The organism is Bradyrhizobium sp. B097 (assembly GCF_038957035.1).
Classification (GTDB): domain Bacteria; phylum Pseudomonadota; class Alphaproteobacteria; order Rhizobiales; family Xanthobacteraceae; genus Bradyrhizobium.
In genome coordinates this window covers 6,039,119-6,053,697 of the sequence record NZ_CP152412.1, presented here as the reverse complement: position 1 = coordinate 6,053,697, position 14,579 = coordinate 6,039,119, and the positions used below count along the sequence as shown (strand labels likewise).

The 14,579-nt window shown below is 65.2% G+C and carries 14 protein-coding genes; 5 read left to right on the top strand and 9 right to left on the bottom strand.

Annotated elements, in window-relative coordinates; genetic code table 11:
• Positions 1-23 precede the first annotated feature (23 nt).
• A complete protein-coding gene (locus AAFG07_RS28290) occupies positions 24-1,172 on the bottom strand; it encodes a GGDEF domain-containing protein (RefSeq protein ID WP_342723074.1) in 1,149 nt (382 codons plus the stop codon).
• Positions 1,173-1,590: 418 nt separating this feature from the next.
• Here AAFG07_RS28290 and AAFG07_RS28285 point away from each other — a divergent pair, with 418 nt between their 5' ends.
• The 4 genes from AAFG07_RS28285 (at position 1,591) to AAFG07_RS28270 (ending at position 5,633) form a co-directional block, all read left to right on the top strand.
• Complete coding sequence (locus AAFG07_RS28285; protein ID WP_092125157.1) at positions 1,591-2,160, top strand: sigma-70 family RNA polymerase sigma factor; 570 nt, start codon at positions 1,591-1,593, stop codon at positions 2,158-2,160.
• Positions 2,160-2,897 carry a hypothetical protein gene (locus AAFG07_RS28280; protein WP_342729266.1) on the top strand — a complete coding sequence of 246 codons (738 nt, stop codon included), beginning with the start codon at positions 2,160-2,162 and terminating at the stop codon, positions 2,895-2,897. The genes AAFG07_RS28285 and AAFG07_RS28280 overlap by 1 nt, the downstream gene beginning before the upstream one ends.
• Positions 2,898-2,934: 37 nt before the next feature.
• Positions 2,935-4,596 carry a S8 family serine peptidase gene (locus tag AAFG07_RS28275; protein WP_342723073.1) on the top strand — a complete coding sequence of 554 codons (1,662 nt, stop codon included), beginning with the start codon at positions 2,935-2,937 and terminating at the stop codon, positions 4,594-4,596.
• Positions 4,597-5,138: 542 nt separating this feature from the next.
• Positions 5,139-5,633 (top strand): TIGR03809 family protein, encoded by a 495-nt coding sequence (locus tag AAFG07_RS28270; protein WP_342723072.1) that lies wholly within the window; start codon positions 5,139-5,141, stop codon positions 5,631-5,633.
• 8 nt (positions 5,634-5,641) lie between these two features.
• On the opposite strand, the gene AAFG07_RS28265 is transcribed toward AAFG07_RS28270, so the two are convergent.
• The 4 genes from AAFG07_RS28265 to meaB form a co-directional block, all read right to left on the bottom strand.
• Positions 5,642-7,012 carry a TIGR03808 family TAT-translocated repetitive protein gene (locus AAFG07_RS28265; RefSeq protein WP_342723071.1) on the bottom strand — a complete coding sequence of 457 codons (1,371 nt, stop codon included), beginning with the start codon at positions 7,010-7,012 and terminating at the stop codon, positions 5,642-5,644.
• 544 nt (positions 7,013-7,556) lie between these two features.
• On the bottom strand, positions 7,557-8,411 hold the full coding sequence (locus AAFG07_RS28260; protein ID WP_342723070.1) for an aldo/keto reductase: 855 nt from the start codon (positions 8,409-8,411) through the stop codon (positions 7,557-7,559).
• A 277-nt stretch (positions 8,412-8,688) separates the two neighbouring features.
• Positions 8,689-9,336: a pyroglutamyl-peptidase I gene (locus tag AAFG07_RS28255; RefSeq protein ID WP_342723069.1), complete on the bottom strand. Its 648-nt coding sequence runs from the start codon at positions 9,334-9,336 to the stop codon at positions 8,689-8,691.
• The gene (meaB, locus tag AAFG07_RS28250; RefSeq protein WP_223968273.1) at positions 9,333-10,325 is read right to left on the bottom strand and encodes a methylmalonyl Co-A mutase-associated GTPase MeaB; all 993 of its coding nucleotides are present in this window, start codon (positions 10,323-10,325) and stop codon (positions 9,333-9,335) included. Before meaB ends, AAFG07_RS28255 begins: the two co-directional genes overlap by 4 nt.
• 157 nt (positions 10,326-10,482) lie before the next feature.
• On the opposite strand from meaB, the gene AAFG07_RS28245 reads away from it, so the two are divergent.
• Entirely contained in the window at positions 10,483-10,953 is a 471-nt protein-coding gene (locus AAFG07_RS28245) for an SRPBCC family protein (RefSeq protein WP_342723068.1), read from the top strand.
• Between the two features lie 15 nt (positions 10,954-10,968).
• Here the strand turns inward: AAFG07_RS28245 and AAFG07_RS28240 are convergent, their stop codons facing one another.
• From AAFG07_RS28240 to scpA, 4 genes are read right to left on the bottom strand one after another with little or no spacing between them, the layout of a single operon-like run.
• Positions 10,969-11,751, bottom strand: a complete 783-nt coding sequence (locus AAFG07_RS28240; RefSeq protein WP_342729265.1) for an RsiV family protein — start codon at positions 11,749-11,751, stop codon at positions 10,969-10,971.
• Positions 11,752-11,753: 2 nt separating this feature from the next.
• Positions 11,754-12,089: a HepT-like ribonuclease domain-containing protein gene (locus tag AAFG07_RS28235; RefSeq protein ID WP_342723067.1), complete on the bottom strand. Its 336-nt coding sequence runs from the start codon at positions 12,087-12,089 to the stop codon at positions 11,754-11,756.
• A 1-nt stretch (position 12,090) separates the two neighbouring features.
• Entirely contained in the window at positions 12,091-12,387 is a 297-nt protein-coding gene (locus AAFG07_RS28230) for a nucleotidyltransferase domain-containing protein (RefSeq protein ID WP_342723065.1), read from the bottom strand.
• Between the two features lie 34 nt (positions 12,388-12,421).
• Entirely contained in the window at positions 12,422-14,578 is a 2,157-nt protein-coding gene (scpA, locus tag AAFG07_RS28225) for a methylmalonyl-CoA mutase (RefSeq protein WP_342723064.1), read from the bottom strand.
• Position 14,579: the final 1 nt, after the last annotated feature.

Sequence of the window (14,579 nt, the reverse complement as noted above, 5' to 3'; positions counted from 1 at the left end):
CCGAATAGGGAAATGAAAGGATGTTAGGCAGTGGCGATGCGGTTGCGTCCCCTCGCCTTGGCTGCGTAAAGCGCGCCATCGGCGCGGGCGAGTAACGTGTCGGAGTTTTCGTGCGGCTTGAGCGTCGTGACGCCCGCGGAGATCGTTACCTGCATGCCGGGCGAGAATGCGCTCCAGTCGAGACCGGCGATGATCGCGCGCAGCCGCTCGAGCGCCCGCATCGCCTGATCCTGCGACAAGTCGGGCAGCACCAGCAGGAATTCCTCGCCGCCGTAACGGCCGAAGCGATCGATGCTGCGGAGATTGGCGAACATGCCGATGGCGAAGGTGCGCAGCGCCTCGTCGCCGATCGGATGGCCGTAGACGTCGTTGATGCGCTTGAAATGGTCGAGGTCGATCAGCGCCACCGCGCAGGAGCTGCCGTTGCGGGCGCAGCGCGCGATCTCCTCCTCGAGCGTGCGCATGATGCTGCGGCGATTGGAGGTGCCGGTCAGCTCGTCGAGTTCGGCGAGCTCCTCGATGCGCCGGTAGGCCTCCTTCAGCTTGACGCCGCTCTGATACAGCGATTGCTGCATCGAGCTCGAGAAGATGCCGAGATACATGCAGCGCCCGATCGTCAGCGCGAACACCAGCATGGTGGCGAGGCGGTCGATCCTGGTGCCGGTCGGCATCCCGATCGCCTTGTCGGTTCCGAGGAACAGCGCGGCGAGGCCCAGCACCATGATGGTCCAGACAACCGCGGTCTGGCGCGCCGAGGTACGTAGCGCACCGAAGCCGAACACCACGAACAGATTGCAGAGGAACAGCACGCCGACTTCGGGCGCGATGTAGGTGAACACGAGCAGGTTCACCATGTTGACGGCCGATTGCGGTGCGACCAAATAGTGGTCGCGGAAGCGCTCGTGAAAGCCGCGCTCCGAAAGCAGCACATAGACGGCGACGAGGGAGAGGCCGGTCAGGGCATAGCCCGCCGCCACCAGGACCGACGTGGTGCCGGCATGCGCGTAGATCAGCAGCACGACGGCATCGAGCACGAAGCAGGCGGCGATCATCGATTGGATCTGGCGGCGCTGCCTGGCCCGGCGCGCCAGGCGCTCGCGCGTCAGCCTGGGACGGCCGCTTTCCGATGCACCCGCGATCGGGCTGGGAAGTGACGACGCAGCGCTGCCCATGGTCTCGCCATTGCTGAAATCCGGCGAAAATCTAAGTGGGAAAGCCTTTAGGTTTGGTATCTTTTGGAACCGAATCTGCTCCGGTGAAACCCGGTCATCACCCTTGTTTCGTAAGGGGAATCCGTTCACGGAGGCGGGTCGGAAGCGATCGGGGCGGGGGCTGGCGGCGGCACCCGCTTCGCGACAGCGCTGGCTTGCCGGCAAAGCCTTGGTATGGTCGCGCCGGATGGTGCGAGTCCGCGAGAGTTTTCACTATTATGATACCGCTTATCGAGTCCCCGGCGATTTTTCCTGATTGGGATCGTCGACTGTGTCATAGATCACACATGCGGTGCGCACATTGCCGTATTGTGAAGAATCTTGCCTCTCGCGTCGAACCACGCACCACCCCCCTCAGACCAACTTTGCGAGACGGCCATTGAGCGCGACACAGGCGGCTTCAGACGAGGTTCTGATCGCTCGGATCGCTCAAGGCGACCGGCTCGCCATGCAGGTGCTGTACGGACGGCATCATGTCAGGGTGTACCGCTTCGGGCTTCGGCTCGTGCGGGACGAACAGGTGGCGGAGGACCTTATTAGCGAGGTCTTCCTGGACGTGTGGCGTCAGGCGGGCAAATTCGAGGGACGATCCGCCGTTTCAACCTGGCTTCTGGCGATTACCCGGTTCAAGGCGTTGTCTTCGCTGCGGCGAAGGAAGGACGCCGAACTGGACGATGAGGCCGCGAACGCGATCGAGGACACGTCCGACGATCCGGAAACGGTGGTGCAGAAGAAGGACACGGGTGACACGCTGCGTAAGTGCCTGACGGGACTATCGGCGGAACACCGGGAAATTGTCGATCTTGTCTATTATCACGAGAAATCCGTGGAAGACGTCGCTGAGATCGTCGGGATTCCGGAGAACACCGTGAAGACGCGCCTGTTCTATGCGCGCAAGAAACTTGCCGAGTTGCTGAAGGCAGCCGGTGTCGAGCGAGGTTGGCCATGATGGCTGCGAGCAACAAGAAAGTGCAGGGTCAAGATCCTGACGATGTCGAGATGCTGCTGCCCTGGCATGCGGCCGGCACGCTGAACGCGCGTGACGCGCGCCGCGTCGAGGACGCGCTCGCTTCCGATCCGGAGCTGGCCAGGCAGTATGCCGTCATCCGCGAGGAATATGCCGAGACGATCGGCCTCAACGAGAGCCTCGGTGCGCCCTCTGCGCGTGCCATGCAGAAGCTGTTTGCCGCGATCGATGCCGAGCCGGAGCGCAAGCCGTCGGCGGGCGCGCGCATGTCGGCCTCGGTCTCGGAGTTCTTTTCGAAATTGTCGCCGCGGACGCTGGCTTGGTCGTCCAGCCTCGGTGCGCTCGTGGTGTTGCTGCAGGCCGGCGTGATCGGCGCGGTGCTGATGCGCAGCGAGCCGGCCGCGTTCCAGACCGCCTCGCTTGATGCCGCCGAACAACGCAGCGCACCGAGCGCGGCCGTTGCACCCAGTGCGCCGATCACCCGCGACCTCGGCGCCAGCGTGGCGGCGGCGCCGACGCGGCTGTTGGTGCGCTTCACGCCGGACGCCAGGATCGCCGACATCACGTCGCTGCTCGACAATTACCAGGGCGCGATCGTCGACGGGAAGGGCGGAATGTTCCGATTGCAGTTCCGCGCGATGGACAAGGATGGCGTCGCATCGCTGATTGCCCGTTTGCAGAAAGAGAAGATCGTCAGCCTCGCGGTCGAGACCCCGTAAACGGCAGCTGACGGTCCTGCGCCGAGTTGAGGTCACCATGACCGCCAACGGCCGGACCAGATCGACGAACCGAGCGGCCATTGCGGCCGCCGTGTTGTTGCTGGCGTCCGTTGCCGGCTCGGCCTACGCCCAGAATTTCATGCGATCGCCGATCGGCGGCAGGCCGCAGCTCTCCATCGGGCCGCGGGTCAATCCCGGCATCGGCGGGGCCGGTGGCGGGCTGGCTGACCGCGCGCCGCTGCACGGCCCGGCGACGTCGTGGACCGGTGATGGGCCGCGATCGAGCATGCCGCCGCCCCGTGCGCGTGACGCCCCCCGTTTCTCTGCCGATTGTGATGACGGCACGCGCCAATGCTCCAGCCGGCCGGTCGCCGTGAACGGTGGCGGCAACGGCGCTGCGCGGAAGGGCAGGGCCGGCGGTGGCGGCAGCAGCCGCGCGCAGGACGTGGCGGCCGCGGCCACGCGAACCGTGCCGAACGAGCTCGTGGCGGAGATCGACGGCGCATTGACCGAGACCCAGACCGACGCGCTGGCGCGTCGCCATGGCCTGAGGCGGATCGCCTCGCAGAACATCCCGCTGCTCGGCGCGACGATCGGCCTGTTCCGCACGACCGGCAATCGTTCCGCCGACGCGGTGGTCCGCGACCTCGCAAGCGACAGCAGCGTCCACTCGGTGCAGCCGAACTATCGTTACGCGCTGCAGGACCAGAAGCCGACGGCCGGCGGCAGTGATCCGGCGCAATACGCCCAGACGCAGCTGCATCTGCCCGAGGCGCACCGGCTGGCGCGCGGGATGAACGTCACCATTGCCGTCATCGACTCCGGCATTGATGCCGCGCATCCGGAACTGGCCAACACGGTTGCGGATACGTTCGATGCGCTCGGCAGCAAGGATGGTCCGCATGCCCACGGCACCGCCGTCGCCGGCGTGATCGCGGCGCGCGTCCGGCTGACGGGGAGTGCGCCGGAAGTGCGGATCCTGGCCATCCGCGCCTTCGGTGTGGCCGCCGGCGGCGCCGAGAGTACGTCCTATGTGATCCTCAGGAGCCTCGATTACGCGGTGGCGCACGGCGCGCAGATCGTGAACATGAGCTTTGCCGGACCGCAGGACGCACTTGTCGCGCGCGCCGTGGCCGCCGCCGCGGCGAGGGACGTCGTGCTGGTTGCCGCGGCCGGCAATGCCGGCCCGAAATCGCCGCCGCTGTATCCGGCCGCCAATCCCGACGTGATCGCGGTCGGCGGCATCGATGCCGGCGAACGGCTGATGGCGGCCTCGAACCGCGGCAGCTACATCGCGTTGGCGGCGCCGGGCGCCGATCTCCTCGTGCCGGTGCCGGACGGCAAGTACCAGCTGATGTCGGGCACCTCTTTTTCGGCCGCGTTCGTCAGCGGCATCGCGGCACTGGTGCTGGAGCGCAGTCCGGCACTGAAGCCCGCCGAGGTGCGCAAGGTCCTGACCGGCACGGCGCGCGATCTCGGGACACCCGGACGTGATGATCTGTTCGGGGCCGGGGAGGCGGACGCGCTTGCCGCGGTGATGGCGGCGACCAATGCTCCCGTCGCGGCTGCCTTGGACAAACCGTCGCAGCCTGCACAGGCAGTGGACGGCAATAACACTTCCGTGAGCCGCGCGTTGAATGAACCCGCGCCGTCGATCGCGTCGGACGATTCCGCGGCAAATCACCGTGCTGCGCAGTGATTTCCGGTGCCGAACGCCTGCGACGGTGCGATGGAACCGGGCGGCGAAAAGGTTAAAAAAATCTCCGCCGATTTGAACGTCCGCCGTCCTCTCACGACTTATGTGTGTGGGAGCGGTTTATCCCTCCCCGGCTATATCAGGCGCGAGCGCCCATCCACCCCAAGCGCCCATATGGCTTTGACCCGTCCGGTTGTCCCCCCGGACGGGTCTTTCATTTTGGGGGCACCCTTGCATGACGCACTGGTCGGACGAGGTCGCGCTGCGTGATCGTGATGGGATGCGCGCGATGGCCGCGGCTGTTTGCTGTGGATCGTTCGGCTGCGCAGTGATCGGGAGCGACGCACATCGCCACCATGCAAGTCGATGACTTGACGATGGTTCGGGCAAGCAACTCCGTAGTCGAGCGGACTTCCTTCATTGCCCGTCCGCGATTAAGAATTTAGTTAGACTTTATTTACCTTTTCCACAGAATATCAGCGTCGCGTCCAGTTGATTCGGTTCGGTTGCGTCTGCGTCCGTTTCTTTCCCTGCGGGCAAGTTGAATGACACATCGGACCGACGTGGCCAGAGGCCAAGAGATCGTTGCACGCTGGTGCAACCTTGCCGAGCAAAGGCTGGAGCACCTCAACGAGCTGTTCGAAACCGGACGCTGGCGCCGCTATCACAGCGAGCAGGCCTTTCTCGAGAACGTCAGGGAAGCGCGGGCCGCGGTCGACATCTGGCGCGAATTGCTGACCCGCGAAGCTTCGCTCGACAATTCGCCGATCGATCTGTCCTGGCTCGGCCGCGGCAAGTCGAAACTGCCGCCGCCCGATCTTTCGCCGGTGTCGCAGCGCCGCTCCGAGACGGCGACACTGGCCGAGGCCGCGATGAGCGCAGTCGCGGCCGCGATGGAAACGGCGGCCGAGGTCCTCGAGCAGCCGCCCGTTGTGGCCGACGCACCGCCGCTGGAGATGCCCCCTCCGGTCATGCCGCCGCCGGTGCTCGATCTCGACACCATCCAGCGGCGCTATCCGCTGCTGCGCAACGCGCTGTAGGCCGAAGGTTAGTGCCGCACCGCGTTCGCGCCGACCACGAGCTGCGCATATTGCTGGGCGCCACCCGCCGACAGGTCCGTCGTGATCGGGCGGGCGTGGTCGAGCCCGACCACCGCGCCGCCCGGGGTCTCCGAGATCATGTTGTTGTTGATCAGCGCCGAGCCTGCGCCCGGCACCACCGAGACGCCGATCCCGACGAACGCCTTGCGCACGACATTGCCTGAGATCGCGACGTCGCGCAGATACTTGCCCCAGCCGGCGACGATGCCGAAGCTCGGCGCATTCTCGATCACATTGCCGGTGACGGCGCTGTCGGCCTCCACATAGATGCCGATGCCGGCGCCGTCGTTCGGGTCGGTGCCAACAGGGCGCTTCGGCAGCAAATTGCGGATGATGTTGCCCTGGACCACCGCGATGCGGCCGCCTTCGTTGAAATTGCACACGGAGACGCCGATCGCGGCGCCGTCGACGGTGTTGTTGGCGATGACCGCAGCCTCGAACGCGAACTCCGAATAGAGCGCGACCTCGCGGACATTGCTGACGCTGTTGTCCGTGATGTGGATGTTGGAGGCCGAATTGCCGCGCACCGCCGAGAAGTCGCAGTTGCTGATGCGGTTGCCGCGCACGATCACATTGCCGGCGCGGAAGGCGTTGATGGCGTTGCCGTACTGCCCGGAGCCGCCGGGACCGGCCTTGATGTTCTCGATGCGGTTGTCGGCGACGATCGAGCCGTCGTCGCCGATCGCGGTGCGCAGGATCTCGATGCCGTTGTCGTTGGTGCCCTTGATGGTGTTGCGCGAGACGATCAGGCCGAGCGCGTCGAACGACACCAGCGCCGTCGACGCGATGCCGGTGAAGATGTTGTTGCTGACGTCGCCCGACATCTGCTCGAACCAGATGCCGCAGCCGCCGCTGCCGGTGAACTGGCAATCAGTGATGCGGATGTCGCGGCCGGACAGGCAATGGACGAGGCCGCGCCGCGCCGGCAGCGGAACGTTGCCGCCGTCGAAGGCAAGGCCCATCAGGACGATGCCGCCGGCGCCTTCGCCTTCCAGCAGCGAGGCGCCGCCGTTGAACGCGAGCCGGCTGGCGCCGCGCACGCCGATCAGCTGGCTGCCGGGCGCAAGCCGCAACAGGCCGGTGCGGTAGACGCCGGGCGGGAACGCCAGCGGCACCTGCGCGCGCGCGGCATCATCGATCGCGCGCTGCAGATTGCGGGTCTGGTCGTCGGGGCTGCCGGGACGGACGCCATATTGCGTGACGTCGCGGCCGAGCGAGCCGGCCGACTGCGCGGCGCGCGCCGCATCCGGCGACATCGCAAGCGCGCCGGCGACACCGGCGGCGGAGGCTCCGATCAGATGGCGGCGGTTGACGTCCATGGGCATAGCCCTCGCAAATAGTCGCGAGCGGTGACGTTCGCGCCCGAGTGGTAGCGCGAAATGCGGCGCGGCATGGTGAACACGCCGACGCAGCCGGGCGATTGTTGGCGGTAGGGTTAACCCCCGGTGCAGCCGATTCACACTGTCAAACAGCTCGGTGTCATCACCCGCGCATACGAGTGATCCAGTAGTCCAGAGACGGCAGTGCTGAGCCGAGAGGCCGCGGCGGATCGCCCGGTCACGCCGGGCGATGACACGGAGAGAGATATGAGTCCGCGGTTCCTCCAACACGTCGTCCCTGCGAAAGCAGGGACCCATACTCCGCGGCTTGTGTTGTGAACGGGACTCGTCGTTCCAGCATCGTTCAATGATCGACATTTGTGGTTATGGGTCCCTGCTTTCGCAGGGACGACAGCGAACTTGTGGCGTCACCTGTGACTCAGACACCCACATTCTCGCGACATGTGCTGGGACGCAAAGGTCGGCTGTTCGGGCTACGCAGGCCGCGTGCTTGAGCAGGGCATCGCTGGTTGCCCCGAAGCTTTCATCCCAAATCGGCGAAGTCTTCCGGCGCAAGCTTGAGGGAGGCCGCACGCACATTGTCCTCCAGGTGATCGATGGATCGCGTGCCGGGGATTGGCAGCATCACCGGTGATCTTGCGAGCAGCCACGCAAGGGATAAGGCGGCATGCGTGAGACCGCGGCGCGAGGCAACTTGCTTGACCTTGAGTGCCTTCAGGCCGCGTTTGCCGCCCAGCGGATACCAGGGCAGAAAAGCAATTCCAAGACGCTCGCACGCGGCGAGGACGTCTTCGCTAGTCCGGTTTCGCAGATTGTACGGGTTCTGAACCGACACGATCGGTGTGATCGAGCGCGCCGCTTCGAGCTGCGCAACCGTGACGTTCGAAATGCCGATATGGCGAATTTTGCCTGCGCGCTTCAAATCAGCCAGTGCTTCCACCGACTCGGCAAATGGCACATTGGGGTCAGGCGCATGGAGTTGATACAAATCGATGCGCTCGAGCCGTAACCGCTGCAAGCTGCCTTCCACCGCGCGCCGCAAATGGTCGGGGCGACCGTCCTCGATCCAAGATCGGCGGTTTGGTCGCACCAGGCCGCCCTTGGTGGCAATGACCAAGCCCGGCGGGTAGGGATACAGCGCCTCCGAGATCTGTGACTCATTCGCCTCGGGGCCGTAGCTATCCGCAGTGTCGATAAGATTGACGCCAAGCTCGACCGCGCGATGCAGAACCCGGTTGGCGTGGCCTCGATCCCTTGGTCTTCCCCAGGCTGAATCTCCGCAGAGGCGCATTGCGCCGAAGCCCAATCGACTAACCGGCAAGTCGCCGAGCCGAATTATTCCAGCAAGTGCTGCCCCTTCGTATGGAGACTGGTTCACCCGCAACTCCATCTGTCGAAACCGCAATGCTGCATTCTCGGAAGAGATCCGCTTCACGCTGCGGACGTGTCGGTTTCGGTGGATAAGCTCTTGCGAGCGACTTTGATCGTCAACCGAAGGACAAGCATGACCGGTGAGCTTTGGACGGCCTTTACGACCGCAAGAGGTCCATTTACACTCTCTGAAATTGCAAATTTCTCGGGTGCGCAGCCCCAGGCTTGCCGGGACAGCGGACTCACAGGATCACGCCAGCCCGTGACCGCCAAATCCGCGTCGCTCACGCGCGCGCGGCCTGTCTCGTCAGCTTCACCAGCTCCAGCAGCATCGCTTCGCCGGCATCGACCAGCGCTTCCAGCGTGATTGATGATTTGCCTGATGCGGCCGTGCCGTCATGGGCGAGCGGCGGAACATGGACGAATTGTGCGAGGCGTAACTCGTTGTCGCCGTCGACGGCCTCGATCGCGCGCCAGCTCAAATAGTTGCAGAGATAGCTGCCGGCATCGCGCGACATCCGTGCATCGATGCCGGTGGCCAGCGCGGCGCGCCGCAGCTTTTCGCTCTGCGGCCCGAACACCTTCGCATCGGCGCCGCCTGCGATCGACCCCTTGCGCGCATGCTGGCGGCCGGCATCGGGAAAGCGCGTCGTCACCGCATTGCGGGCGCGGCTCTCGATCCGCAGATGCGAGGTCCGGCCGGCGAGGCCGAACATCAACAGCGCCTGCGGGCGATGTCGTGCGATCAGCTCGGGCAATTCGCGGTCGACGGCAGCATAAGTGACGTCGAAGATGTGGCTCGTCAGCGCGACGTTGTCGAAAGCCGGCCGGCGCAGCCCGGTCAGCCGTTTGACCAGCGGCATGGTCGGGTTGAACGGCGCACCCGGAAACGGCCCGAAGCCGGTGACGAGGATGCGCAGTTTGCCGCTCAATGCAGCATCTCCGCGATCTGCTCGGCGGCAACCGCGGGCGAGATGCGGCCGCCGGCAACCTCGGCCTCCATCTTCTTCACCCTGGCGCGGATCGCAGCATCCGAGCGCAGCCGTGCCATCATCCGCCCCTCGAGCATCGACCACATCCACTTCACCTGCTGCTCCCTGCGGCGGGCCTCGAATTCGCCCGAGGCGTTCATCGCGGTGCGGTGCTCGAGGATTTTCTGCCAAAGCCGGTCGAGCCCGGCGCCGGTCAGCGCGGAATAGGTTTCGACCGGCGGATGCCAGTGCTCGGAGCGCGGCGCGAGGATATGCAGCGCGCTGCGATAGTCGGCGGCGGCGAGATTGGCGCGCTTGAGGTTATCGCCGTCGGCCTTGTTGATCGCGATCATGTCGGCGAGCTCGACGAGGCCCTTCTTGATGCCTTGCAGCTCGTCGCCGGCGCCCGGCAGCATCAGCGCCAGGAAGAAATCGGTCATGTCGCAGACCGCGGTCTCGGACTGCCCAATGCCGACGGTCTCGACCAGCACCACGTCGAAGCCGGCAGCCTCGCACAACAGCATCGCCTCGCGGGTCTTCGCCGCGACGCCGCCGAGCGTGCCGGAGGACGGCGAGGGGCGGATGAAGGCCTGGTCGGAGACGGCGAGCCGCGCCATCCGCGTCTTGTCGCCGAGGATCGAGCCGCCGGTGCGCGCCGAGGAAGGATCGACCGCCAGCACCGCGACCTTGTGGCCGCGCTCGATCAGGAACATGCCGAGCGCATCGATTGTGGTCGACTTGCCGACGCCGGGCGAGCCGGTGATGCCGACCCGCACCGCCTTGCCGGTGTCGGGCAACAACGCCTGCACCAGCTCGCGCGCCGCCGCCTGGTGGTCGCCGCGCCGGCTCTCGACCAGCGTGATCGCCCGCGCCAGCGCGGCGCGGTGGCCGGCGCGGAGCTGCTTGGCGAGGGCGTGGATGTCGGGAGAGGCGGGCTTCGGCGAGGTCATGGCCTTGGTTTACAACGGCTGCCGGTTGCAGGCGAGGGCGGAGTCCGCACTCGTCCCCGATCAATCGCGAGGTCGGAAATCGGGTGGGCGCGCCCGTTGCCATGCGGTTGATCAGGGCGCGTTCCGCATCACTGCGGACCAACATCCGGAGCCTGCCATGACCAGAGCCTATTATAGCACCGTCCTCGACCATCCGCTCGATACCGTGTGGTCGCTGATCCGCGACTTCAACAATTACCCCGCCTATATCGAGGGCGTCAGCGAAAGCGTGATCGAGGACGACAAGCGCGGCGACCAGGTCGGTGCGATCAGGCGCTTCTGCTATCTCGGGCTCTGGGTCAGGCAACGCCTTGCCGGCCACTCGGACACGCAGCATTCGCTGACCTATGCCAGCATCGAGCCGCTGCCGTTTCTGTCGGATGCCGGTTCGGACGCGCCGCAGCCGACCCATTATGAGGGCACGATGCATCTGCTGCCGGTCGTCGAGGGCAACCGCACCTTCATCGAATGGTCGGTCAAGCTCGACACCGCGCCTGCTGACGCCGATCGCTGGCACAGCCAGTTCCAGGCCTGGATTCCGGACTGGACCGACTCCCTGGTCAGGGCACTGGCGCGTCAGCCAGGCTGAGGCCTGCTGAAGCAGCTATTGCGACTTATCGTCCGCGTCGGCCTTCGGCCGTGCGCCGCCGAAGATCCTGGCGCCTTCCGCCGTCAGATACGGCTTCAGCGTCTCCCACGGCACGAAGATCACATACTGGCCTTCGGCGTAGGGGCCGACGGCGTAGGGCGGGTAGTGGAAGGTGAGGCCGGAGCTCCTGCCGGCTTCGGTCGACGGCGCCAGCGTCACCGCGCCGATCTTGAGCAGGGTCGGCTTGAGCTCCTTGTACCATTCGGCGGTTGCGGTCTCGCCGGCACCGCGCCGCTTCTTCTCGGCGTTCAGTGCGCTGACGACGGCCTTGCGCATCGCCGTCAGGGTCGGGCCGTTGTCGGCTGTCTCGGTGAAGAAGGGACGGATGCTGATGCGCTTCTTCGCCGTCGTATCCCACAGGATGGTGTTGACGTCGGAGTTCGGATGCGCGCCGAGCGTATCCATGTAGTCGTTGCGCAACACGCTGACATAGCGGTCGTCGACGACCGAGCGCACCGTGTATTTGCGCTCGAATGAATAGCCGCCGCGGTCCTTGAAAAGCTCAGGCTCGTCCTTGCGCGCGGAAGCCGCCTCCGCGGCGTTCTTGTCGATCCACTTCCGGCCCTCGGCGAGGCAATCGGCCGCCAACGCTGCGTCCGCCTTGATCTTGTCGTCGAGATAGACGTTGGCCTCGATGCTCGCATTCTTGATCGTGGCGTCGGACTTGGGATCGGCGGCGATGGCGGGGGAAGTAAAGAGGAAGCCCGCTATCAGGGCAACGGCCCACTTTGCGATGATCGTCAATGCTTCAATTCCCTGGTGATTTGATCGACGAACGCCTTCAATCGCGACAAATCATCCTCAACCATGATCCATAACAGGTCAGCGTCGGTCCGATGATAGGCATGGCGCAACCAGTTTCCGAGATCGGCTAATCGCCTCCAGTTGATGCCGGGTTCCCTGGCCTTCAGATCGGTTGGAATGTGCCTTGATGCTTCGCTGATCATCTCAAGCAGCCGCTCTACGGCCAGCCGCATCACCAGATTGTTGGCGAAGCTCTCGCGGGTTTGCTCGGCAGTTATGTCCCGAATGCTGTCGATCGCCGTGGCTATGCGGTCTGCAACGGTCGGCTGCACGTCAGAAGACTTCGAGAACGTCGTCGGCGATTTGTCGTGCGAGCCGAGGAGGAAGGGATCGCTTCATGGTTGCTTGCGCCTGCAAGCCCGTCGCGTCTTCAATGATGTGCTCGACACCGATCAGGTTGAGGAGCGAAAACGAGGCGTCCGGCTCGACTTCAACGAGCACATCGACGTCACTGTCGGGCCGATAGTCGCCGCGCACACGCGATCCATAGATCGCGAGCCTAGACACGCCCTCCGCCTTGATGGCATCGGCGTTCTCTCGTATCGCGGCTACGACCTCTTCGCGCGTCATGGTTTGGGACCTTGCAATCCCACCAATCTATCATCTACTCCGCCGCCGCGCTATGGCCGAGCCGGGCGTTGAGCTTGTGGATCAGCTCCTCGGCGGCGTCAGAGATCACGGTGCCCGGCGGGAAGATTGCCTCGGCGCCGGCCGCATAAAGCGCATCGTAGTCCTGCGGCGGCACCACGCCGCCGATGATGATCATGATGTCCTCGCGGCCGTGCTTCTTCAGCGCCGCCTTCAATTCCGGCACCGCGGTGAGATGGGCTGCGGCGAGCGAGGAGACGCCGAGAATGTGGACGTCGTTCTCGACCGCCTGCCGCGCGGCTTCGTCGGCGGTTGCGAACAGCGGCCCGATGTCGACGTCGAAGCCGACATCGGCGAAAGCCGATGCGATCACCTTCTGGCCGCGGTCATGGCCGTCCTGGCCGATCTTGGCCACCAGGATGCGCGGGCGGCGGCCCTCGGCTTCCTCGAAGGCATCAATCAGCGCCTGCACCTTTTCGACCTTGTTGGACATGGCCGCTGCCTCTCGCTTGTAGACGCCGGTGATGGACTTGATCTCGGCGCGGTGGCGGCCGAACACCTTTTCCATCGCGTCTGAAATCTCGCCGACGGTGGCTTTGGCGCGCGCGGCGTCGATCGCCAGCGCCAGCAGATTGCCGTTGCCTTCGCCCGCCGAGCGGGTGAGCGCGGCGAGCGCCGCATCGACGTCCTTCTGGTTGCGCTCTGTCTTGAGCCGCGCCAGCTTGTCGATCTGCAGCCGCCGCACGGTGGAGTTCTCCACTTTCAAGACGTCGATCGGCCTTTCGTTCTCGGGCTTGAACTTGTTGACGCCGATTACGGCCTGGCGCCCGGCATCGATCCGCGCCTGGGTTTTCGCGGAGGCTTCCTCGATCCGAAGCTTCGGCACGCCGGCCTCGATCGCCTTGGCCATGCCGCCGAGTTCCTCGACCTCCTGGATGTGACCCCAGGCCTTGGCCGCGAGATCGCGGGTCAGCCGCTCGACATAATAGGAACCGCCCCAGGGATCGATGATGCGGTTGGTGCCGCTCTCCTGCTGCAGGAACAGCTGCGTGTTGCGGGCGATGCGCGCCGAGAAGTCGGTCGGCAGCGCCAGCGCCTCGTCGAGCGCGTTGGTGTGCAGCGACTGGGTGTGGCCTTGCGTTGCCGCCATCGCCTCGATGGTGGTGCGCATCACATTGTTGAACACGTCCTGCGCGGTCAGCGACCAGCCCGAGGTCTGGCAATGCGTGCGCAAGCTGAGCGAGCGCGGGTCCTTCGGGTTGAACTGCTTCAGCAGCTTGGCCCACAGCAGCCGCGCGGCGCGCATCTTGGCGACTTCCATGAAGAAGTTCATGCCGATCGCCCAGAAGAACGACAGCCGGGGCGCGAAGCGGTCGACGTCGAGGCCCGCGGCAAGCCCGGCGCGCAGATATTCGACGCCGTCGGCCAGCGTATAGGCGAGCTCGAGGTCCTGCGTCGCGCCGGCTTCCTGCATGTGGTAGCCGGAGATCGAAATGGAATTGTATTTCGGCATCCGCTGCGAGGTGTAGGCGAAGATGTCCGAGATGATCCGCATCGAGGGCGTCGGCGGATAGATGTAGGTGTTGCGCACCATGAACTCTTTCAGAATGTCGTTCTGAATGGTGCCCGACAGCTTCTCCGGCGGCACGCCCTGTTCCTCGGCGGCGGCGACGAACAGCGCGAGGATCGGCAGCACCGCGCCGTTCATGGTCATCGACACGCTCATCTGGTCGAGCGGGATGCCGGCGAATAGCGTGCGCATGTCGTAGATGGAATCGATCGCGACACCGGCCATGCCGACGTCGCCGGAGACGCGCGGATGATCCGAGTCATAGCCGCGGTGGGTGGCGAGGTCGAACGCGACCGACAGGCCCTTCTGTCCGGCCGCGAGGTTGCGGCGATAGAAGGCGTTGGAGTCCTCCGCCGTGGAGAAGCCGGCATATTGCCGGATGGTCCAGGGCTGGTTGACATACATCGTCGGGTAGGGGCCGCGCAGATAGGGCGCGATGCCGGGCCAGGTCTCGAGGAAATCGATGCCTTCGAGATCAGCCTCGCCGTAGACGGATTTCACCGGAATGCCTTCGGGCGTCAGCCAGGGCTCGGTGCTCGCGGTCGGCATCGCCGCGGCGACGGGCTGGAAGGCGACATCGGCGAAATTGGGAATGCGGGTCATT

Excerpts from the sequence above, each read along its gene's own strand:
- AAFG07_RS28290 (WP_342723074.1), bottom strand. The coding sequence starts at position 1,172 with ATGGGCAGCGCTGCGTCGTCACTTCCCAGCCCGATCGCGGGTGCATCG.
- AAFG07_RS28280 (WP_342729266.1), top strand. The coding sequence starts at position 2,160 with ATGGCTGCGAGCAACAAGAAAGTGCAGGGTCAAGATCCTGACGATGTC.
- AAFG07_RS28275 (WP_342723073.1), top strand. The coding sequence starts at position 2,935 with ATGACCGCCAACGGCCGGACCAGATCGACGAACCGAGCGGCCATTGCG.
- AAFG07_RS28270 (WP_342723072.1), top strand. The coding sequence starts at position 5,139 with ATGACACATCGGACCGACGTGGCCAGAGGCCAAGAGATCGTTGCACGC.
- AAFG07_RS28265 (WP_342723071.1), bottom strand. The coding sequence starts at position 7,012 with ATGGACGTCAACCGCCGCCATCTGATCGGAGCCTCCGCCGCCGGTGTC.
- meaB (WP_223968273.1), bottom strand. The coding sequence starts at position 10,325 with ATGACCTCGCCGAAGCCCGCCTCTCCCGACATCCACGCCCTCGCCAAG.
- AAFG07_RS28245 (WP_342723068.1), top strand. The coding sequence starts at position 10,483 with ATGACCAGAGCCTATTATAGCACCGTCCTCGACCATCCGCTCGATACC.
- AAFG07_RS28230 (WP_342723065.1), bottom strand. The coding sequence starts at position 12,387 with ATGACGCGCGAAGAGGTCGTAGCCGCGATACGAGAGAACGCCGATGCC.
- scpA (WP_342723064.1), bottom strand. The coding sequence starts at position 14,578 with ATGACCCGCATTCCCAATTTCGCCGATGTCGCCTTCCAGCCCGTCGCC.